Here is a 21,326-nt window from a genome sequence, read left to right as displayed (position 1 = left end):
TGGTGCAATCATCCACGGACTGTAACAGTTTGCTGCAGCTGGCAAAATCCAACGCCGGGGCTCTACCCCTCGCCCATCACATCGTCCGCCCAACTGATCGCCGCCACCACGGTCGGGAAACCGATGGTGCTGGTCAGCGAGATCAGCGCCTGCCTAACCTCCTGCGGCGTAGCCCCCGCCTCCCGCGCTCGCCGGACATGGCTATGCACCGCGCCCTCGGAGCGACTTGCCGCAGCGGCGCCCAACTGGACCAACTGCACCGTCTTCTCGTCCAGCGGCCCCGTCTGGCGGACCGCCGATCCGAGGGCCTCAACGGCGTCCATATAGTCCGGGTATTGATGTTTGAGATTTTCGTAGGTGGTGTGCTCTTTTTTCTTCGCCATGGTCGTTACTCCGTGAGCGTGTGAACCTTTTCCAGTGTAGGAGTTGGCGAGGTATTCACCCTGTGGGAGCGAGCCTGCTCGCGATGGCTTCTTGGCAGCTGGCCTGTTTTTTTGAACGTGTACATATCCGTTTCTTCGGTAACGGCCACTTAAGGTTCCGCCCTTACGGCGGGTTACTTGGAAAAGCGCCAAGTAACCAAGCGCTTTTATCCCCTGACGTACGGTGCCTCGCCCAGGCTCGGCATTCCCTCGCTCCGGTATTCATCCGGGGGCATCGCCTCCGGTTTGCTGCGCTGCACCTCCTCTCGATGTGTGCGGCTGCGCCGCACGGCGCTGCGCGCCTTACCCCCGGATAAACACCTCCACTCGGCCTTCCGACGGGGCAGATCAAAATCAAGATCAAAAGCCAAAGCAAAAGCAGATCGCGGTCCCCTGTAGGAGCGAGCCTGCTCGCGATGGACGACAGGACACCGCGGGGTGTCAGGCTGCCAGCGTTATCGTTGACGACCATCGCGAGCAGGCTCGCTCCTACAGGGGATTGGGGACATCCGTGAAATCAGGTCGGCTGTCAGGCCGCCATCGCGGGCAAGCCTTGCTCCTACAGGGGACGGTGTACACCTGACCTGCTCTGCCCCTCACCACTCAACAGGCCGAGCGTTAGCTCGCCTGCAAGCTTTTGATCTTGATCCACCCGCCCCTTCGGCAGGCTGAGTGGAGGTGTTCATCCGGGGGCAGGCGCGCAGCGCCGTGCGGCGAAGCCGCACACATCGAGAGGAGGTGCAGCGCAGCAAACCGGAGGCGATGCCCCCGGATGAATGCCGGAGCGAAGGAACCCCGAGCCTTGGCGAGGGGCCGGACGCCGGGGCGAGCCTTTTTTTGCTTATCTTTTTTTTGGCGTTTGAAAAAAAAGTAAGTCGCCGTAAGGGCGAAACCGCCAGCGGCCGCTACCGAAGAAATGGATATGTACTCAATCAACAAAAGCCAGGTCGGCTGTCAGGCCGCCATCGCTGCGATGCGGCGACCCGACAACCCAGCTCCCACAGGGAAAAACGGCGCATCAAGGAAGATCTCAGCAAAAACTTGCAATAAACGACAGTAGGCTAAGCTATGTTCAGCTAATTGCTCACGATGCTCGTTTCTGCAGGTTGTCGGGTTGTTCTGGAGAGCGTCTGCAATAGCCCTTTCAGACAGGCCCCAAACAATTTGCGCAGGACTTGCCGTGATGACCGAGCCTTCCCTCAGTTTTGACGAACTCAAGCGTGCCGCCACTTCCGGCGAAATCGACACTGTTCTGGTGTGTATGGTCGACATGCAGGGCCGGCTGGTCGGCAAGCGATTCCAGGTCGAATTTTTCATCGACAGCGGCTACCAGGAAACCCACTGCTGCAACTACCTGCTGGCCGACGACATCGACATGGAACCGGTGCCCGGCTACGCCGCCGCGAGTTGGAGCAAGGGCTACGGTGATTTCGTCCTCAAACCCGACATGAGCACCCTGCGCAAAGTACCGTGGCTGGAATGCACGGCCCTGGTGCTGTGCGACGTACTCGACCATCACCATCGCCAGGACTTGCCCCACAGCCCGCGGGCGATCCTGAAAAAACAGGTCGAACGCCTGCGCGAACGCGGCTACACCGGCATGTTCGCCTCGGAGCTGGAGTTCTACCTGTTCGACGAAACCTACGAGTCCATCCACAAGCGCAACTACTTCAAGCCGAAAACCGCCGGCCATTACATCGAGGACTACAACATCCTGCAGACCACCCGTGAGGAACCGGTCCTGCGGGCGATTCGCAAGCACCTGCAGGCTTGCGGCATTCCGGTGGAGAACTCCAAGGGCGAATGGGGCCCGGGCCAGGAAGAGATCAACATCCGTTACGCCGACGCCATGACCATGGCCGACCACCACGTCATCATCAAGCACGCCTGCAAGGAGATCGCGCAACTGCAGGGCAAGGCGATCACCTTCATGGCCAAGTGGCGCTACGACGCCGCCGGTTCCAGCAGCCACATCCACAATTCGCTGTGGGACAAGAACGGCAAGAAACCGCTGTTCTTTGATGCCAAGGCTGAGTTCGGGATGTCGAAACTGATGCGTTCCTGGGTGGCCGGGCAGCTCAAATACGCCAACGACATCACCTGTTTCCTCGCGCCCTACATCAATTCCTACAAGCGTTTCCAGGCCGGCACCTTCGCCCCGACCCGGGCGATCTGGAGCCGTGATAACCGCACCGCCGGTTTCCGCCTGTGCGCCGAAGAGAGCAAATCGATTCGCATCGAATGCCGCATCGGCGGCGCCGATCTCAACCCTTACCTGGCCTTCGCCGCGCTGATTGCCGCGGGGCTGGCCGGTATCGACGAGAAGCTCAGCCTCGACCCGCCCTACGAGGGCGATGCCTATGTCAACGAGACCTTGCCCGAAGTGTCCAAGACCCTGCGCGACGCCAGCGCCGCGCTGAAGGGCTCGGCCATGTTGCGCGAGGCCTTTGGCGATGAGGTGGTCGACCACTACGTGCACACCGCCGAATGGGAGCAGAAAGAGTACGACCGGCGGGTCACCGACTGGGAACTGCAACGCGGCTTCGAGCGTTATTGATCATTCCAGGCCTGTGAAACCGTGGTGAAAACATGACTGCAACGATTCAACTCATCTCGCCGGTCGATGGCCGGATCTATGCCGAACGCCCGTACGCCGATGCCGGGCAGATCGAACAGGCGCTGGCCGCCGCCGCGACCGCCCAGGCGCAGTGGAAACACCGGCCACTGAGCGAACGCGCGGCGTTTTGCAGTGCCGCCACCGACGCCATGCTGGCGATGAAGGGCGAGATCGTGCCCGAACTGGCCTGGCAAATGGGCCGTCCGGTACGTTATGGCGCCGGCGAATTGCGCGGCTTCGAAGAGCGCGCCCGGCACATGATCGCCATCGCCCCCAAAGCCCTGGCGAGCGTCGAACCCACCCCCATCGCCGGTTTTCGCCGGCACATCCAGCGCGATCCACTGGGCACGGTACTGGTGGTGGCGCCATGGAACTACCCCTACCTGACAGCGGTAAACACGATCATCCCGGCATTGATGGCGGGCAACAGCGTCATCCTCAAGCACGCCTCACAAACGCTGCTGGTCGGTGAGCGTTTCGCCGAGGCCTTCCGCCGCGCGCGCCTGCCTGAAGGGTTGTTCCAGAACCTGCTTTTGAGCCACGAGCAGACCAGCAAAATCATCGGCAGCGGACGCGTACACCAGGTGAATTTCACCGGTTCCGTGCCCGCCGGCGCAGCGATGGAAAGCGCTGCCACGGGCAGGTTTCTCGGCCTGGGCCTGGAGCTCGGCGGCAAGGATCCGGCCTATGTCCGCGCCGACGCCAACCTCGAACATGCCGTGGAAAACCTGGTGGACGGCAGCTTCTTCAACTCCGGGCAAAGCTGCTGTGCGGTGGAGCGCATCTACGTCGATCAGGCGCTCTATCCGCAATTCGTCGAGCGCTTCGTCGCCCTCACCCGCCAATACGTGCTGGGCAATCCGCTGGATGAAGCCACTACCCTCGGCCCGCTGATCAATCCCGGCGCGGCGGATTTCGTCCGCCGCCAGATCGCCGATGCGCTGGCACAAGGCGCCAAGGCGCTGATCGAGCCGCAGGCGTTTGCCCCCGACGTCGCCGGCAGCGCCTATCTGGCGCCGCAGGTGCTGGTAGACGTCACCCATCAAATGTCGGTGATGCGCGATGAAAGCTTCGGCCCGGTGGTGGGCATCATGCCGGTCACCGGCGATGACCAGGCCGTGGCCTTGATGAACGACAGCGAATTCGGCCTCAGCGCCTCGATCTGGACCACGGACCTGGCCGCAGCCGAACAGCTGGGCAACCGGGTCGACACCGGCACCGTGTTCATGAACCGCTGCGACTACCTCGACCCGGCGCTGGCCTGGACCGGGGTGAAGAACAGCGGGCGCGGCGTGACCCTGTCGAGCCTGGGTTACGAGCACCTGACCCGCGCCAAATCTTTCCATCTGCGCCACGAGATCTGAACCATGAGCCTGAAGGGAAACTGGAACTACCCCACAAGCATTCGCTTTGGTGTCGGTCGCATCAGCGAACTGGCCGAGGCCTGTCGCAACCAGGGCATCCAGCGCCCGCTGCTGGTGACCGACAGTGGCCTTGGCAAAGCGCCGATCACCACCGCCGCACTGGCTGCCTTGCGTGACGCCGGGCTCGGCGCCGAGCTGTTTTGCGACCTCAAGCCCAACCCGGTGGAAGCCAACCTCGCCGGTGGGCTCGCCGCCTGGCGCGCGGGCAATCACGACGGCGTGGTGGCGTTTGGCGGCGGCAGTGGCCTGGACATGGGCAAGCTGATCGCGTTCATGAGCGGGCAGACCCGTCCGGTATGGGATTTCGAGGACATCGGCGACTACTGGACCCGCGCCGATGAAAACGGCATCGCCCCGATCATCGCGGTCCCGACCACCGCCGGCACCGGTTCGGAAGTGGGCCGGGCGGCGGTGATCATCGACGACAAGACCCACACCAAACGCATCATCTTCCACCCGAAAATGATGCCCCGTGTGGTCATCAGCGACCCGGCGCTGACCGTCGGCATGCCACCGAAAGTCACCGCCGGCACCGGCATGGATGCGCTGGCGCACTGCCTGGAAGCCTACTGTGCCCCCGGCTTTCACCCGCTGGCCGATGGCATCGCCGTGGAAGGCATGCGCCTGGTGAGCCACGCGCTGGTGCGTGCAGTGCACACTCCGGATGACCTCGATGCCCGCGCCAACATGCTGGCCGCCGCCGCGATGGGCGCCACCGCTTTCCAGAAAGGCCTGGGTGGCATGCATGCCCTGGCGCACCCGATCGGCGCGCTGTACGACACCCATCACGGCATGACCAACGCGACGCTGATGCCCTATGTCCTGAAATTCAATCGCCCGGCCATCGAAGAACGCATCACCCGCCTGGCCGCGTATTTACAGCTGCCCTCTCCCGGTTTCGACAGCTTCATGGCCTTCGTCCTCAAACTGCGCAAGGACATCGCCGTGCCGCACACGCTGTTCGAGCTGGGTGTGGATGACAAGCAGGCGGACCTGATCGCCGACATGGCGGTGGTCGACCCGTCGGCCGGTGGCAACCCGTTGCCGCTGACCAAAGCCGACGCAGCAGAGATTTTCCAGGCCGCCTATCACGGCCGCCTCCTGTAGGAGCGAGCCTGCTCGCGATGGTCGTTAACGATAACGAGGGCTGCCTCCTCGTTTTCTGTAGGAGCTGAGCTTGCTCGCGATGGACTCAAGGACGATGCGTTTATTCAGACAGAACGCGTCATCGTTAACGTCCATCGCGAGCAGGCTCGCTCCCACAGAAGAGCAAGTTCGTAGTAGAGCAATTGATTGTCCAGGGTCATGTGGACAGGTTTCACCGATTGAAGTCAGGAGCAGTACGACAAGGGGTTGAAGGCCGAGCTGTCCGCCATCGCGGATGGATGCGTATCAAAACCTGAAGGGGCACATACGATGAACCCAGCAAGCCAGCCCGGCACCGAGGCGCATGACGATGACGTCAAGGTGCTGCACAGCATGGGCTATGCCCAGCAGCTGTCGCGACGTATGGGGGTTTTCTCCAACTTCGCGATTTCCTTTTCGATCATCTGCATCCTCTCCGGAGGGATCAACTCACTGGCCCAGGGCACCTCGGGCGCAGGCGGTGCCTCGATCGGCATCGGCTGGCCGATCGGCTGCCTGATCTCCGGAGTATTCGCCCTGGCCATGGCGCAGATTTCCTCGGCCTACCCCACCGCCGGCGGGCTGTATCACTGGGGCTCGATCCTCGGTAACCGCTTCACCGGCTGGCTGACGGCCTGGTTCAACCTGCTGGGGCTGGTGACCGTACTGGGCGCGATCAACGTCGGCACCTATTACTTCTTCTTCGGCGCCTTCGGCCCGTCACTGGGCATGGAAGACACCACCACGACACGGGTGATCTTCCTGGCGATCCTCACGGGTTTGCAGGCGTTGTGTAACCACCTGGGCATCGGCCTGACCGCCAAACTCACCGACTTCTCCGGCTACCTGATCTTCGCCACCGCACTGGCGCTGACCATCGTCTGCCTGATTTCGGCCCCCAGCTACGAATTCTCCCGCCTGGTGACGTTCAGCAACTACTCCGGCGAGGCCGGCGGCAGCGTCTGGCCACAGGTGTCCAACGGCTGGATCTTCATGCTCGGCCTGTTGCTGCCGATCTACACCATCACCGGCTACGACGCCTCCGCGCACACCTCCGAAGAAACCCGCAACGCGGCGGTTTCCGTGCCTCGGGGCATGGTCATGTCGGTGATCTGGTCGCTGTTGTTCGGTTGGGTCATGCTCAGCGCGTTCGTGCTGATGCTGCCGAACATGGACGACGCAGCCAAGCAAGGCTGGAACGTGTTTTTCTGGGCGATGAATCTTCAAGTCAGCCCGCTGCTGCGAGACGCGCTGTATGTGGCGATCTTCATCTCGCAAGTATTGTGCGGACTGGCGACGGTGACCTCGGTGTCGCGGATGATCTTCGCCTTCTCCCGCGATGGCGGCCTGCCGTGCTCCAAGGCACTGTCGTCAGTGTCGCCAACCTTCCGCAGCCCGGTGGCGGCGATCTGGACCGGCGCCACACTCGCTGTGTTGTTCGACTGGGGCTCGTCGGTGATTTCGGTCGGCGCGACGCCGGTCTACACCATCGTCGTGTCCTGCACGGTGATCTTCCTGTTCTTCTCCTTCATCATTCCCATCGTCCTGGGGCTGTTCACCTACGGCACCTCGAAATGGCCGGTCATGGGACCGTGGAACATCGGGCGCTTCTGGTATTCGGTGTTCGCGATTCTGTCGGTGCTGTCGATGATCATTATCTTCGTCATCGGCATCCAGCCACCCAATGACTGGGCGCTGTACATCACCATCGGCTTCCTGGTGCTGACGGCCATCGTCTGGTTCGGCTTCGAGGCACGACGCTTCCAGGGGCCGCCGGTAGGGGATGTGATCCTCAAGCGCCAGGCCGAAATCGCCGCAGCCGAAGCGGCCCTGAACAAGCCCGGAGGCTAAACACCCATCACCTGTAGGAGCGAGCCTGCTCGCGATAGCGCCGTCACATTCAACATTGATGTTGACTGACCTGACGCCATCGCGAGCAGGCTCGCTCCTACAGGTTTGTGTTCAGCTCGGGGCTCAGGCGACCTCCATCAACCCCGCAAAAACCCGCAAGTGATGATCATCATCACCAAACTGCCGCGCCACCATCAGCAAGTGCCTGGCATGGTGCGACAGCATGTACTCCCACGTCAGCCCGATCCCTCCATGCAGCTGAATCCCCTGATCGGCCACGAACCGGCCGGCACGACTGACGATGAACTTGGCCGCCGCCAGCACACGGCTGCGCTCATCACTGTCCGCCTGATCCGCCACACAGGCCGCCATCAGGGTCATGGAAGTGGCCTGGTCGAGTTCGATGCGCATGTCCACCATTCGGTGCTGCAACACCTGGAACTTGCCGATCGGCTGGCCGAATTGCTGGCGCGTCTTCAGGTAGTCGAGGGTCAAGGCGCAAGCCGCTTCCATGCTGCCGACGGCCTCGGCGCACTGCGCGGCAATGCAGCGACCCTGCTGGTAACGCAGCGCAGGCAACGCCCGCCCCACTTCACCCAGCACCGCGTCGCTGGTGACGAACACGTCTTCCAGGTAGAGGTCGCAGGCCATGCGTCCGTCCATGGTCGGGAAGGCACGCCGGCGCACACCAGCTTCACGCGGATCAACCAGAAAAAGACTGATGCCCTGCTCATCCCTGACTCCATGGCTGGTGCGAGCCGATACCAGAATCAGCCCGGCACTCTGCCCGCCGACCACCACGGACTTGCGGCCATTGAGCTTCCAGCCACCGGTCACCGGCTGCGCGACGGTTTGCACATCCTGTAGCTGGTAGTGACTCTGCGGCTCATCCACCGCCACCGCCATTTGCAAGTCGGCGCTGCCCAGTGCCGGCAACAACCTCTGCTTCTGCGCCTCGCTACCCAACTGCGCGACCAGCCCCCCGGCGAAAATCACCGAATGCAGGTAGGGCTCAAGGCACAGGCCACGCCCCAGCTCGGTCATGATCAACATCGTTTCCACACCACTGCCGCCGAACCCGCCATAGGTTTCGGCAAACGGCACGGCGCACAGGCCAAGGTCAGCCAATTGCTGCATGAACTCGTGGCTGAACCCGTGTTCAAGCTGGCTGAAGGCCTCGCGTTGTTCGAAGCCGTAGGCGTCACGCACCAGCCTCGCAGCGGTGTCCTGCAACATCAGTTGCTCTTGTGTCAGTTTGAAATCCATGGTCGGCCCCTTACAGCTCGAGAATCATTTTGGCGATGATGTTCTTCTGGATCTCGTTGGCCCCACCGTAAATCGAGGCCTTGCGCGCATCCAGGTATTGATAGGTCGCCGCACTGCTGTAGTCGGTGTAGAGCAATGGCTCGCTGCCGTAACCGAGTTCATCTTCAATGAACGGCAGCGCATAAGGGCCAACGGCCTTGCTGATCAGCCAAGTGATCGCCTGGCGGATCTCTGTGCCCTTGATCTTCAGGAACGAACTTTCCGCCCCGGGTACGCCGCCCTCGCTGGCAGCCGCCAGAGTGCGCAGGTTGCTCATTTGCGCCGCCATCAATTGCATCTCGACCTCGGCGATCTGCGCTCGGAACAGAGGGTCTTCGATCAGCGGCCGCCCCTCTCGCACCTCTTGGCTGGCGATGCGCTTGAGGCGGCCGAGCAGCGCCTTGTTCTGGGCAATCCCGCCAATGCTGGTGCGTTCATGGGTCAGCAGATACTTGGCGCAGGTCCAGCCTTCGTTCTCCTGGCCGACCAGATTCGCCACCGGCACCCGCACGTTGTCGAAGAACACTTCGTTGACTTCATGCTCGCCATCGAGGGTGATGATCGGACGCACAGTGATACCCGGCGTCTTCATGTCGATCAGCACAAAGGAAATGCCCCGTTGCTGGCGTGCCTCGGGGTCGGTGCGCACCAGGCAAAACATCCAGTCGGCGAAGTGCGCCAGGGTGGTCCAGGTTTTCTGGCCGTTGACCACGTAGTGATCACCGTCGCGCACGGCGCGGGTCTTCAACGATGACAGATCCGATCCCGCACCCGGCTCCGAATAGCCCTGGCACCACCAGTCTTCACAGCTGAGAATGCGCGGCAGAAAGCGCGCCTTCTGCTCGGCGGTGCCGAACTTGATGATCACCGGCGCGACCATTTTCAGCCCGAAGGACACCACTTTGGGCGCGCCGGCGGCAAAGCACTCTTCGTCGAAAATGTGCTTCTGCACATCGCTCCAGCCGGTGCCACCGAACTCCACCGGCCAGCCCGGCGCCAGCCAGCCCTGACGGTTGAGGGTGCGCATCCACTGCACCTGATGGTCTTTGCTCAGGCGTTTGCCTTGGGAAATGCGTTGGGAGAACTCGGCTGGCAGGTGATCGCGCAGGTAGGCCCGAACCTCTTCACGGAAGGCGCGTTCGGCGGGCGTGAAATGTATGTCCATCAATCAACTCCAATTTCGAATACGACGACAATCCCTGTGGGAGCGAGCCTGCTCGCGATGGTCGCCAACGATAACGCTGGCTCCCTGACACCCCTTGGCGTTCTCGGCTTTTCGCGAGCAGGCTCGCTCCTACAGGGTCATCGGTATGCAGGGGCTCAGTCGTTGAAAACGATCACCGAACGCGCCAACTCGCCACGGCGCAACTCATCGAACGCCTCATTGATCTGCTCCAGGCGAATACGCTGGGAAATCATTTCATCGAGCTTGAGCTTGCCCGCCATGTAGAAATCCACCAGACGCGGCATGTCTACCGGGAAACGGTTGGAGCCCATCAGCGAACCCTGGATGCATCGTTCGTGCAGCAACTGCAGTGGGTCCAATTCAATCTTCAGGCCCGGCTTGAGCATGCCGATCACGGTGGCGGTGCCGCCCCGGGCCAGCATGGCAAAGGCTTGTTCGGCGGTTTGCTTCAGGCCAATGCATTCGAAGGCGTGGTGCACCCCGCCACGGGTCAGTTCCATGACCTGTTTGGCGGCATCGCCGTCACGGCCGTTGATGACGTCGGTGGCGCCAAATTGCCTGGCCAGCTCCAGTTTGGAATCGAGCATGTCGATGGCGATGATCCGCCCTGCCCCGGCCAGCGCCGCGCCGTTGATGGCGGCCAGGCCGATGCCGCCGCAACCGATCACGGCCACGGTTTCCCCCGGACGCACCTTGGCGGTGTTGAACACCGCGCCCGTGCCAGTGGTGACAGCGCATCCCAACAGGGCGGCGCGGTCCAGCGGCATGTCACGACGGATGGCCACGCAGGCGTTTTCGTGCACCAGCATCTGTTCGGCAAAACCGGACAGGTTGACGAATTGCGGCATCGGTTTTTGCACGTAGGTCAGGCGCGGCTCTTCATCCTTGCCACGCTTGGTTTCCGGCGACACGCAGCGCGCCAGATGGCCGGTCACGCAGTGATCGCAATGACCGCAGAACACGGTCAGGCAAGTGACGACGTGATCACCGGGCTTGACCGAACGCACTTCGGAGCCGACCTGTTCGACGACGCCGGCCGCTTCGTGGCCCAACACCATCGGCCCCGGATAGGGAAACGAGCCGTCGATGACGTGCAAGTCAGAATGGCAGACCCCCACGGCCTTGGTGCGGATCAATACCTCGCGCGGGCCCGGTTTGCTGATGCCCACTTCTTCAATGACCAGCGGGGCTCCAACCTGGTGGAATACGGCAGCTTTCATGGCAACTCTCTCAACAATGAACGGGGATCAGGCCGGGTTGGGCGCTGTGCGAAGGATGGCTTTGGCGTGGCTGAAGGTGCGGAACCCATCGATACCGTGATAGGCGCCCATGCCGCTGTGGCCCACGCCGCCGAACGGCAGGCCCTCGGTGCTGGCATGGCTCATCACACCGTTGAGGGTCACGCCGCCGGAGCAGGTGCGGGTCAGCACCAGGGCTTCCTCGGCGGCATCGTTACCGAAGTAGTACAGCGCCAGAGGACGTGGCCGGGCGTTGATCCGGGCGATCACCTCCTCGAGGGTGTCGTAGGGTTTGATCGGCAGGAGCGGACCGAAAATCTCGTCCTGCATCACTTGCAGATCGTCGCCGGGATTGCGCAACAAGGTCGGCACGATCCTGTTCCGTGCCCCCTCGCTGAAATCCTCACCCGCCGCGTTGAGTTCGATCAGTTCGACACCGGCCTCGCGTGCTTCACTCAGGTAGCCCAGCAAACGCTCGTAGTGGCGGCTGTTGATGATCGAGGTGTACTCGGGGTTGTCCTTGAGGGTCGGGAAGAATTTGCCAACCACTGCCTTGGCCACCGCGATGAACGCATCCACCGATTCCCGGGGCACGAACACGTAGTCCGGCGCCACGCACAGTTGACCGGCGTTGAGCAGCTTGCCAATGACGGTCTTGGCCACCGCGTCCTTGAAGTCCGCCGTGCGGGAAATGATCGTCGGCGACTTGCCGCCCAGCTCCAGCGTCACCGGCACCAGGTTGTCCGCTGCCGCACGCAACACGTGCTTGCCAATGCTGGTGGCGCCGGTGAACAGCAAATGGTCGAACGGCTGACCGCAGAACGCCTGGCCGACATCGGCGGCGCCAAGCACCACCGCCACTTCGTCTTCGGCGTACACCGAGCGGATCAACCGGGCAATCAGGGCCGAGGTGTGCGGGGTGAATTCCGAGGGTTTGATCATCACTCGGTTGCCGGCGGCCAGGGCACCGGCCAGACCGCTGAACACCATGTAGCCGGGCACGTTCCAGGCGGTGACGATGCCCACCACACCCAGCGGCTGGTATTGCACCCAGGCTTCGCCGGCCCGGGCCTGACGCTGTTCGGGGCGCATCCAGTCGGCCAGTTCGGCCTTGGTCTGCTTGAGCGAAGCCAGTGGCGACAGCACTTCGCTGCCCCTGGAAAAGCCAGGGCTGCGATGACCGAAGTCAGCGGTCAGGGCCTCGATAATCTCCTGCTCGTGGCTGACCAGCAGACCGATAGCACGGTCCAGCAGCTCACAGCGTTGCTCGAGGGTCCAGGGCTCATTGGCCAGGAAGGCCGCTCTCTGTTTTTCCAGGATCGTGCGGATTTCACAGCTCGTCGAATGCTCGATGGCGCTCATCACTACCTCTCTTGTTGTTCTCGGCTCGCGGTCGCGATCAGACCGCGATGCGTAAGGTCTGGCTGCATGGTTGACCAACGCCGGCACCAAGCCGCCACCCGGATCAGGTGGTGGCGGTTTTCATGCCAGGAGGCCCATGGCCTTGGCGCTGTTGATGGCCTGGGTACGACGACAGGCGCCAAGCTTGACGTTGATGTTCTTGGCGTGGGTCTTGACGGTATTGACCGAGATGAACAGGCGATGGCCGACTTCGCGCACCGACATGCCTTCGGCCAGCAGCTTGAGCACTGACATCTCGCGGGGGGTCAGATCGTCCTGATAGTCCGGTACGCCGGTGATGCGGCGTACGGCAGGTTTGTCGGTGTCTCCGGCGTGTTCACGGGCCTGGTTCCGGGCCTTTTGCAGGGCGATCGGTCCCTGATAGCAGGCGCGGTCAATCTTGCCCCAGTGCATGCGCCTTTCGGCTTCGTCCAACAGCAGGTGGGCTTGTTCCGAGTCATCGTGACGCGATGCGATCTCGGACAGCAGCAGGTAGGCATCGAGCACGAAAGGCGCGCAGCAATCACGAACCTGCAACAGCCCGGCTTGCACCACCTGCCCGGCCTCTCCCAAATGCCCCTGCTGCACCAGCCATTCACCTTGCAGGAACATCAACCGACCGAGCAATGGAGATGGCGAGCTCCGGCCGTCGGCCAGGCGTTGCAGTTCAGTGCGCAACAACGATTGGGCCAGCCCTGCCTGTCCCTGGAGCGACATCAAGCGCACCCGGTCCACATTCACCAGCACTTCGGCTTCGCGACTGCCCCGACGCCGGGCCAGCTCCAGGGAATGCTCCAGCAAGACCTGGGCCTCGGTCAGTTCCCCGGTTTTCATGGCGGAGCGCGCCAATGTGCAGTGACACAACAACACCGACAACCAGTCCTCGCCCGTCAGGTAACCGAGTGCGGCGTGGCAATGCAGACGTGCCTTATCAGTGTTGCCGCGCAGGGCGTGCAAGGTACCGAACAAGGCCTGCCAGTTGGCCAGCAGGCGCCGATGACGCTGCGGGTCGGGCAACGGCAGAAAGTGCCCCAGGCGCTGCAGACACTCTTCGGCTTCCTTCAGCCGACCGCTGAACAACAGCGCCTTGGCGCACAGGTAGATCAGTCGCGGGCTGCTGTGCAGCAGTTGCGGTTCGATTTGCTCGCGCCAGTCCATGAGTCTGCTCAGATGGCGCTCGCTGAGTATCCAGCTGAGCCACAGGCGTTCCATGTAGTTCGCCGCCACTTCCGGCTGGCCGGCGCACAGGGCTTGCTCGACCGCATCGTCGACATGCCCCGAAACGCTGAGCAGCTGACAGGCGCGCAGGCGCAAGCGGTTCAACGGTGCTCCGCTCAACTGACCTTGCAGGGCCTGGGCCACGGCCGGCAACAGACGGAACCAGCCGGGTCGCTGGTCGACGGGACACAGAAAAACCTGGCCGGCCAACAGGCTGTCAAACACCCGGTCTGCCTGCCGGCCTTCCCAGAGTTGCGCACAAAAATCGGCGTTGGCCTTGGGCAAATGGGCCAGGCCGAAGAGGATGTCCCGCTGTTCATCGCTCAGGCGCGACAGCACTTCTCGCTGGAGGAATTGGCCGAGCAAAGGCGACCCTCCGGACAGTGGCAACGACAGCCGAACACCGGCACACCATCCGCCGGTTGCATGCCAGAGCCGTTCCCGCGATGCGGCATCGGCGTCGGGTGCGAGCCCATCGATCAGCGTTTCGAATTCATCGGGGCGCAGGGCCAGTTGGCTGGCATCCAGCTCGAACAATTGGCCGTCGAGCATCAGGCGCGGCAGGTTCCAGTCGGGGCGCTGGCGGCAGGTGACCAGTATTTGCAGGCGGGGGTTTTGCAGGGACAGCAGTTGGTCGAACCAATGGTTCAGGTCGACGGGCATTTGGGCGGGGAGATCATCAAAGACAAGGTGAAGTCTTGGATCTTCATCGCCAGGGCTGGCCTCATCGCGAGCGGGCTCGCTCCTACAGTTGACCGCACTCCCCTGTAGGAGCGAGCCTGCTCGCGATGGCGCCAGATCAGACACCACATTTCCAGATCCGAGAAATACCAGCAGCCGGTCAGGCGTCATTCCAAGCTCGCCAGCCAGCTTCAAGGTCAGACTTTCCACGGTCTGCGACTGCCCACCCAACCCCAGCCAAACCACCCGCCCCGACGCTGCGTCACCCTGCAAATACTCGCGCAGCAACGCCGTTTTTCCGAAACCTGCAGGTGCGCACAGCAATAACAATCGATGCTGCGCGCCCTTGAGTGCATCGCAAAGATGCGGCCGTGGCACAAACATGACGGACCTCGCCGATGGACAGTGGATTCCATCATTGGCCCGCCAGCCGATTCGCGCGCCACCCGCATCAGGTGGTTATCCCCTGTAGGAGCGAGCCTGCTCGCGATGGTCGTGAACGATTACGCGTTTGTGCTGAGTGAACGCGGTGTTATCGAGTCCATCGCGAGCAGGCTCGCTCCTACAGAAGGGCGTTCAGCGAATCCCGGCGTTACGCAGCGCCGACGGAGTGAAGTCAGTCATCTTCGCCGTCATGCCGTATGTGGTTGCATGCCTGGACTGGTTGGTCATCGCCAGCACGTTGTAGCGGCCGGCAATCAGGTCATAGATCCCCATCATGGCGAAGTTGGAGGCACCGCGCTCGTAGTCGTTCAACGCATAACCTTCCGCCACCCGCCACAGCTGCCCGCGGCCGTCATAGTGATCGACCTCCGCCAGTTGCCAGGTGTCTTCGTCGAAATACATGTCGCGCTTGGCATACACGTGACGCTGGCCCGGCTTGAGCGTGGCCTCGACATGCCAGACCCGATGCAGCTCGTAACGGGTCAGGTCCTGATTGATATGCCCCGGCTTGATGATGTCGTCGTATTTCAACTTGGGCGACTGCAAGCGGTAGTTGTTGTAGGGGATGTACAGCTCCTTCTTGCCCACCAGCTTCCAGTCATAACGGTCCGGCGCACCGTTCATCATGTCGGTGTTGTCGGCGGTGCGCATGCCGTCGGAACCGTTGCCCGGCCCGTCATAGGCCACTTGCGGTGCACGACGCACGCGGCGCTGGCCGGCGTTGTAGACCCACGCCAGACGCGGCTCCTTGACCTGGTCGATGGTCTCGTGGATCAGCACCACACTGCCGGCCATCCGCGACGGTGCGGTGATTTCCTGCTTGTAGTAGTACAGGACGTTATCGCCCTGCCCGCCCTCGACGCCGTCCATCAATTGCGGGAACGCCAGCTTGTCTTCGTACTCGACGATGGAGTACGAACCGTTGGTTTGCGGTGCGGCCTGGGCCGCCTGGCGCTCCATGTTGCCGCCGCGATAACGGTTGGTGTGGTTCCAGTAGACCTCCACGCCATTTTTCGGAATCGGGAACGGGTAGTAACGGGTTTGCGCGAAGTTCAGCAGGCCGTTGCCGTCGGGTGTCAGCTGGGTGGTCACCGCGCTCTTTTTCGCAATGTCATAGATGTTCTGCGGGTTGGCGGCGGTGCGCTGGGTCTTGTACACCGGGATTTTGTAGCTGTCCGGATAGCGCTTGAACATCGCCAGTTGGCCCGGGGTCAGCTTGTCCTTGTACTGCTCGGCGTTGGCGGCGGTGATCACCACCTGCGGTTTTTCACCGGCGAACGGATCACCGAGGAAGCCGTTGTCCAGCGCTGCCGCGCCGGGCTTCAGGCCACCGGTCCAGGCCGGGATGCTGCCATCGGCATTGCCTTCTTTCTGGGCGCCCAAAGGCGTCAGGGTGGTGCCCAGTTGGGCCGCTTCCTGTGGGGTGACGGCAGCCATGACACCGCTGGCCAGCAGCGACAGACTCAGTGCGCCAGCGCGCAGAAAAATACGTGTGTTCATCTCTAAATACCTCTGGCAGGACTGCATCAGAAATTCACGCCAAAGCTGAGCGCGACGTAGTCACGATCGACGTTGGTATTGAAATCGCCACCGAAGTAGTTGGTGTAACTCAGGCTGGCGGTGTAGGTGTTCTGGTAGTCGGCATCCAGCCCCAGGCTGACGGCTTTGGAACCTTCATCGAAGTTCGGGCCATAACCCTCGACGTCATGGGACCAGGCCAGGTTCGGCGACAGGTTGATGCCGGCGATCACGTTCGGGTAATCGAGCTTGCCGCGCAGGCGATAGCCCCAGCTGTTGCTGGTGTAGAAGCCGTTGTCGTTGCATTCCTGTGCCGGGTTGCTGGCGTTGGGCAGGCCCACGGCGGTGCCGGCACAGGTCGCGGCGCCAGCCGGGCCTTGCAGCTCACCGGAACCGAAGGCCGGGCTGCGACCGAAGCGCAGGTCCGAGCCGTCGGCCTTGCCCAGGCCGCCGATGTGGTTGTAGCCGACCTCGCCCACCAGGGTCAGGCGGCTGGCGCCCAGCACCTGATCGAAGAACTGCGTGGCGGTCACCTGGGCCTGGGTCACCGGCATGCGCTTGTAGCCGTTGACCTCGGCGCCGAGGTTGCGCCCGGCGAAACCGGTGGTGATCAGCGGCGAAGTGGCGCCGAAGGTGGCGGCCGACAGCAGGTCGGCGGTGTTCAGTTGCAGCGGCATGTTCGGCCGGTAGCTGACCTCGCCACCCAGCGACACGCCCTCGACGTTGGTCTGGAAGCTCAGGCCGTACAGGCGGATGTCTTCCGGGTAGTCGATGAAGTAGCGCACGCTGCGCGCCGAGGTCACGCCGCCGGCGGCACTGGTCATCTGGTTGATGCTCAGGAACGGGCTGCGGCTGTGGTAGTTCATGGCGTAGGCGCCGAACTCGGTGTCGTTGAGCTCCGGCACGTACCAGCGCAAGGCCAGGCCATACTGGCCGCCGTCGCGGGCATCGTTGTCCTTCAGGCGCGGGATGAACGCATCGTCGGTGCCGGCGGCGATGGCCGCGTTGCCGCCGGTGTTGCGCGCCACGCCCGGTGGCAGGTCGAGGCCGGCCACCACCAGGCGGTCGTTGCAACCTTGCGGTACGCCGTCGCTGCCGAAGAAGGTGCCGCAGTTGTCGACCACCGACTTTTCCCACTCCAACTGGTAGAACGCTTCGGCGGTGATGTTGTCGGCCAGGCCCTGGGACACGTAGAGCAGGTTGACCGGGATCAGGCCTTCCTTCACTTCCGCGCCGGGGCGGCGCAGGGCCGCCACGTCCACCGGGTTGATGCTGTTGATCGAGTTGCCGATGAAGGTGCTTTCGCCCCAGCTCACCACCTGCTTGCCCAGGCGCACGTTGCCGACCTGATCGCCGAGGTTGTAGTTGTGGTAGACGAAGCTGTCGAGGAACATCGCGCCCGAGGACTTGGCGGCGCGATCCCGGCCACTGTCATCGATGTCATAGAACGGCCGGTGCTCGTCCATCAGCTCGAAGTCGTACCAGTACTTGCCGCGCACGAAGGCACCGCTGTCACCGTATTTCAGCTCCAGGTCGTGCACGCCCTTGAAGATCTTCGAGAAGGTCTCGCCCTTCTTGAAGTTCAGGCGGTTGTCGTCGGTGGTGCGCGAGGCGGACTCGCCCCCGGTCACGCCCTGGGAGTTGAAGTTGGAGATGAACTGCTTGTCCGGGTCGCTCGTCGACCAGCTGGCGCCGACCGACAGCGATGAATCGAACGACCCTTGAATCTCCCCGATGTTGAAATCAACGGCGTGAGCTTGAGTGCTCGCGCAAATGGCAATCGTCACAGCTACGGTCAGAAGACTCGGCTGGAAGACTCCGCGCATTGTTGTTTTTGTCATGCGGTTTCTCCGGTTAAGGATGGCGTGGTGAGAGCCCATGCTAGCGAGGCTCCCTTCGGCTCCTCACACCCGAACGGGTGATTTGGATCGAGCGTTTTCACAAGGTTTTGGGTGGCGTAACAGCCCGGATCGAGATGCGCCCGGCGGGCGTTACGCTCGGTGACACACATACCCTGTAGGAGCGAGCCTGCTCGCGATGGTCGTCAACGATGACGCGTGCTTACCGGTTAAACGCGGTGTGCTTGAGTCCATCGCGAGCAGGCTCGCTCCTACAAGTTTTTTGCCCGTCAAAGCCCAGTGGTTTTTCCATAGAGGGTTACAACGCACGCGCCGCCCAGCCCGAGGTTGTGCGCCATGGCCAGGCGCGCGCCGTCGACCTGACGCTGCTCGGCGTTGCCGCGCAGTTGTCGGGTCAGCTCAAAGCACTGCGCCAGGCCGGTGGCGCCCAATGGGTGCCCCTTGGACAGCAGGCCGCCGGACGGATTGACGACGATCTGTCCGCCATAGGTGTTGTCGCCATCCATCACGAACTTCTCGGCGCCACCCTCGGGGCAAAAGCCCAGGGATTCGTAGCAGATCACTTCGTTCTGGGCGAAGCAGTCGTGGAGTTCACACACATCGATATCCTGCGGACCGACCCCAGCCTTCTCGTACACCTGACTCACAGCGGCATGGGTCATGTGGGTGCCGACCCAATCGAGCATTGATGGCTGTTCGAAATTGAAGGATTCGGGGGTGTCGGTGGTCATCGCCTGGGCGACGATTTCCACGTCACGGCGCAGGCCATGTTTTTTCGCAAAACGCTCGGACACCAGGATCGCTGCGGCACCCCCGCAGGTGGGCGGACAGGCCATCAGGCGGGTCATGACACCCGGCAGGATCACCGGGTCATTCATCACGTCTTCGACGCTGAGCACCTTGCGAAACAAGGCGAGCGGGTTGTTGGCGGCATGGCGGCTGGCCTTGGCGCGTACAGCGGCGAAGGTTTGCACTTTAGTGCCGTATTTGTGCATGTACTCACGTCCCGCACCGCCAAAGGTGCGGATGGCCTGAGGCATGCCCTCCATGTCGGCGGTCAGGCCACGCAAGATCGGCAGGAAGCGCTCGCGGGTCGGCGGGCGGTCATCCCAGTGGGACTTCAGCGCCCCGGCCTGCATCTGTTCGAAACCCACCGCCAACACGCAATCGACGGCGCCGGACTCGATGGCCTTGCGCGCCAGAAACAGCGCGGTGGAACCGGTGGAGCAGTTGTTGTTGACGTTGACCACCGGGATCCCGGTCATGCCCACTTCGTAGAGCACGGTCTGGCCGCAGGTGGAATCGCCATAGACGTAACCGGCGTACGCCTCCTGGACCAGGCGGTAATCGATCCCGGCATCGGCCAGGGCCAGGCGCACCGCTTCGGCGCCCATCTGTACATAGGTCGGACTGTCGCTGGGCTTGCGGAACGGGATCATGCCAACCCCGGCCACCAGTACTTTTTCGCTCATGCTGTCACCTGAAAATGAGGGGGAGGATCACAACTGGCGCGCGATCAGTTCGCGCAGTACTTCGCTGGTGCCACCGAAGACCCGCGTCACGCGCATGTCGACGAAGGCCCGGGCGATCGGGTACTCCATCATGTAGCCGTAGCCGCCATGCAGCTGGACCATGTCGTCGATGCACTTGCACAGGGTCTCGGTGGCGAAGAGCTTGGCGATGGCCGACTCCTGCACCGTGAGGCGGCGACGCATGTGTTCGCCGATGTAGTGGTCGATGGTCAGGCGCACGGCGGTGGCCTGGGCCTTGATGTCGGCCAGCTTGAATTTGGTGTTCTGGAAGTCCCACACGGTCTGGTTGAAAGCCTTGCGGTCCTTCACGTACTCGACGGTCTGCTCCAGCAGGCGTTCGAGCTTGGCGGCGCTGTACAGGGCGATGACCAGGCGTTCCTGGGGCAACTCTTCCATCAGGTGCATGAAGCCGCGGTTTTCCTCGCCCAGCAGATTGCCCACCGGTACGCGAACGTTGTCGAAGAACAGCTCGGCGGTATCGGCGGCGTGCTGGCCGACCTTTTCCAGCTTGCGGCCACGACGGAAGCCTTCGCGGTCGCACTCGACCATGATCAGGCTGCACCCCTTGGCCCCGGCGCTCGGGTCGGTCTTGCACACGACCACCACCATGTCGCAGGTCAGGCCATTGCTGATGAAGGTCTTGCTGCCGTTGATCACCCACTCGTCGCCGTCACGCACGGCGGTGGTGCGGATCGCCTTCAGATCGGAACCGGTGCCCGGCTCGGTCATCGCCACCGCCAGCACGGTTTCGCCGGTGCAGATTTTCGGCAGCCATTTGTGCTTCTGCTCTTCGGTGCCCAGGCGCACGATGTACGGCGCGACGATGTCCGAATGCACCCCCAGGCTCCAGCCCGAGACACCGGCGCGGTACAGCTCTTCGATCAATACCGCCGAGTGCCCGAAGTCACCGCCACCACCGCCGTACTCGGTCGGCACGGTGAGGCACAGCAGGTTGTGGCGACCGGCCTTGAGCCAGGTCTCACGGTCGACCTGCCCGGCCTCGTCCCACTGCGCCTGCTTGGGCAGGCATTCACGCTCGAAGAAACGCCGCGCGGTTTCACGCAGCATTTCGTGGTCTTCACGGTACACGGTACGGTTGATATGCATCGGGCTCTCCAATGAATGGCCAGGCCGGTGTGCGCCTGGTACGTGAGCCCAATGTATTGAGGGGGGTGGGGATACTCGCCACCCGGATCGGGTAGCGCTGGAAGGTCGGCAGCGCACAATCCCTGTGGGAGTGAGCCTGCTCGCGAAGAGGTCGGCACATTCAACATCGGCAGTGACTGACACACCGCTATCGCGAGCAGGCTCGCGATGAGGCCGGCACATTCAACATCGACAGTGACTGACACACCGCTATCGCGAGCAGGCTCGCTCCTACAGTTTTGATATTCAGCGAACACAAATCCGGCGACCGCCACCGATCCCTGTGGGAGTGAGCCTGCTCGCGAAGAGATCGGCACATTCAACATCGACAGTGACTGACACACCGCTATCGCGAGCAG

15 protein-coding genes are annotated in these 21,326 nt (G+C 62.6%); 5 read left to right on the top strand and 10 right to left on the bottom strand.

Features of this window, described 5'->3' with window-relative positions:
* Positions 1-62 precede the first annotated feature (62 nt).
* A complete protein-coding gene (locus tag DKY63_RS00555; RefSeq protein ID WP_110962291.1) occupies positions 63-383 on the bottom strand; it encodes a carboxymuconolactone decarboxylase family protein in 321 nt (106 codons plus the stop codon).
* A 777-nt stretch (positions 384-1,160) separates the two neighbouring features.
* Between DKY63_RS00555 and DKY63_RS32040 the strand changes: the two genes are divergently transcribed.
* The 5 genes from DKY63_RS32040 (at position 1,161) to DKY63_RS00530 (ending at position 7,439) form a co-directional block, all read left to right on the top strand.
* Entirely contained in the window at positions 1,161-1,472 is a 312-nt protein-coding gene (locus DKY63_RS32040; protein ID WP_162634815.1) for a hypothetical protein, read from the top strand.
* A gap of 133 nt (positions 1,473-1,605) precedes the next feature.
* The gene (locus tag DKY63_RS00545) at positions 1,606-2,979 is read left to right on the top strand and encodes a glutamine synthetase family protein (protein WP_110962289.1); all 1,374 of its coding nucleotides are present in this window, start codon (positions 1,606-1,608) and stop codon (positions 2,977-2,979) included.
* 32 nt (positions 2,980-3,011) lie between these two features.
* Entirely contained in the window at positions 3,012-4,403 is a 1,392-nt protein-coding gene (locus tag DKY63_RS00540) for an aldehyde dehydrogenase family protein (protein ID WP_110962288.1), read from the top strand.
* Positions 4,404-4,406: 3 nt separating this feature from the next.
* Positions 4,407-5,570, top strand: coding sequence for an iron-containing alcohol dehydrogenase (locus tag DKY63_RS00535; protein ID WP_110962287.1), 1,164 nt, complete (start codon positions 4,407-4,409; stop codon positions 5,568-5,570).
* A gap of 309 nt (positions 5,571-5,879) precedes the next feature.
* Positions 5,880-7,439 carry an amino acid permease gene (locus DKY63_RS00530; protein WP_110962286.1) on the top strand — a complete coding sequence of 520 codons (1,560 nt, stop codon included), beginning with the start codon at positions 5,880-5,882 and terminating at the stop codon, positions 7,437-7,439.
* A 123-nt stretch (positions 7,440-7,562) separates the two neighbouring features.
* On the opposite strand, the gene DKY63_RS00525 is transcribed toward DKY63_RS00530, so the two are convergent.
* The 9 genes from DKY63_RS00525 to DKY63_RS00480 form a co-directional block, all read right to left on the bottom strand.
* Positions 7,563-8,705: an acyl-CoA dehydrogenase family protein gene (locus DKY63_RS00525; protein WP_110962285.1), complete on the bottom strand. Its 1,143-nt coding sequence runs from the start codon at positions 8,703-8,705 to the stop codon at positions 7,563-7,565.
* Positions 8,706-8,715: 10 nt separating this feature from the next.
* Complete coding sequence (locus tag DKY63_RS00520) at positions 8,716-9,909, bottom strand: acyl-CoA dehydrogenase family protein (protein ID WP_110962284.1); 1,194 nt, start codon at positions 9,907-9,909, stop codon at positions 8,716-8,718.
* Between the two features lie 155 nt (positions 9,910-10,064).
* Entirely contained in the window at positions 10,065-11,150 is a 1,086-nt protein-coding gene (locus DKY63_RS00515; RefSeq protein WP_110962283.1) for a Zn-dependent alcohol dehydrogenase, read from the bottom strand.
* 27 nt (positions 11,151-11,177) lie between these two features.
* Positions 11,178-12,530 (bottom strand): coniferyl aldehyde dehydrogenase, encoded by a 1,353-nt coding sequence (locus DKY63_RS00510; protein ID WP_110962282.1) that lies wholly within the window; start codon positions 12,528-12,530, stop codon positions 11,178-11,180.
* A 120-nt stretch (positions 12,531-12,650) separates the two neighbouring features.
* Positions 12,651-14,450, bottom strand: a complete 1,800-nt coding sequence (locus tag DKY63_RS32835; protein ID WP_275428075.1) for a LuxR C-terminal-related transcriptional regulator — start codon at positions 14,448-14,450, stop codon at positions 12,651-12,653.
* A gap of 594 nt (positions 14,451-15,044) precedes the next feature.
* A complete protein-coding gene (locus DKY63_RS00495; RefSeq protein ID WP_110962280.1) occupies positions 15,045-16,412 on the bottom strand; it encodes a DUF1329 domain-containing protein in 1,368 nt (455 codons plus the stop codon).
* Positions 16,413-16,438: 26 nt separating this feature from the next.
* Complete coding sequence (locus DKY63_RS00490; protein WP_110962279.1) at positions 16,439-18,271, bottom strand: DUF1302 domain-containing protein; 1,833 nt, start codon at positions 18,269-18,271, stop codon at positions 16,439-16,441.
* A gap of 287 nt (positions 18,272-18,558) precedes the next feature.
* Positions 18,559-19,761, bottom strand: coding sequence for a lipid-transfer protein (locus DKY63_RS00485; RefSeq protein WP_110962278.1), 1,203 nt, complete (start codon positions 19,759-19,761; stop codon positions 18,559-18,561).
* Between the two features lie 27 nt (positions 19,762-19,788).
* On the bottom strand, positions 19,789-20,928 hold the full coding sequence (locus tag DKY63_RS00480; RefSeq protein ID WP_110962277.1) for an acyl-CoA dehydrogenase family protein: 1,140 nt from the start codon (positions 20,926-20,928) through the stop codon (positions 19,789-19,791).
* Between the last annotated feature and the right edge of the window lie 398 nt (positions 20,929-21,326).

The sequence above is a fragment of the Pseudomonas putida genome (assembly GCF_003228315.1).
Lineage (GTDB): Bacteria > Pseudomonadota > Gammaproteobacteria > Pseudomonadales > Pseudomonadaceae > Aquipseudomonas > Aquipseudomonas putida_S.
Note: the sequence above shows the minus strand (reverse complement) of the source record. Positions and strands in the feature narration are given on the sequence as shown.

Excerpts from the sequence above, each read along its gene's own strand:
- DKY63_RS00555 (WP_110962291.1), bottom strand. The coding sequence starts at position 383 with ATGGCGAAGAAAAAAGAGCACACCACCTACGAAAATCTCAAACATCAA.
- DKY63_RS00545 (WP_110962289.1), top strand. The coding sequence starts at position 1,606 with ATGACCGAGCCTTCCCTCAGTTTTGACGAACTCAAGCGTGCCGCCACT.
- DKY63_RS00540 (WP_110962288.1), top strand. The coding sequence starts at position 3,012 with ATGACTGCAACGATTCAACTCATCTCGCCGGTCGATGGCCGGATCTAT.
- DKY63_RS00535 (WP_110962287.1), top strand. The coding sequence starts at position 4,407 with ATGAGCCTGAAGGGAAACTGGAACTACCCCACAAGCATTCGCTTTGGT.
- DKY63_RS00530 (WP_110962286.1), top strand. The coding sequence starts at position 5,880 with ATGAACCCAGCAAGCCAGCCCGGCACCGAGGCGCATGACGATGACGTC.
- DKY63_RS00525 (WP_110962285.1), bottom strand. The coding sequence starts at position 8,705 with ATGGATTTCAAACTGACACAAGAGCAACTGATGTTGCAGGACACCGCT.
- DKY63_RS00520 (WP_110962284.1), bottom strand. The coding sequence starts at position 9,909 with ATGGACATACATTTCACGCCCGCCGAACGCGCCTTCCGTGAAGAGGTT.
- DKY63_RS00515 (WP_110962283.1), bottom strand. The coding sequence starts at position 11,150 with ATGAAAGCTGCCGTATTCCACCAGGTTGGAGCCCCGCTGGTCATTGAA.
- DKY63_RS00510 (WP_110962282.1), bottom strand. The coding sequence starts at position 12,530 with ATGAGCGCCATCGAGCATTCGACGAGCTGTGAAATCCGCACGATCCTG.
- DKY63_RS32835 (WP_275428075.1), bottom strand. The coding sequence starts at position 14,450 with ATGCCCGTCGACCTGAACCATTGGTTCGACCAACTGCTGTCCCTGCAA.
- DKY63_RS00495 (WP_110962280.1), bottom strand. The coding sequence starts at position 16,412 with ATGAACACACGTATTTTTCTGCGCGCTGGCGCACTGAGTCTGTCGCTG.
- DKY63_RS00490 (WP_110962279.1), bottom strand. The coding sequence starts at position 18,271 with ATGACAAAAACAACAATGCGCGGAGTCTTCCAGCCGAGTCTTCTGACC.
- DKY63_RS00485 (WP_110962278.1), bottom strand. The coding sequence starts at position 19,761 with ATGAGCGAAAAAGTACTGGTGGCCGGGGTTGGCATGATCCCGTTCCGC.
- DKY63_RS00480 (WP_110962277.1), bottom strand. The coding sequence starts at position 20,928 with ATGCATATCAACCGTACCGTGTACCGTGAAGACCACGAAATGCTGCGT.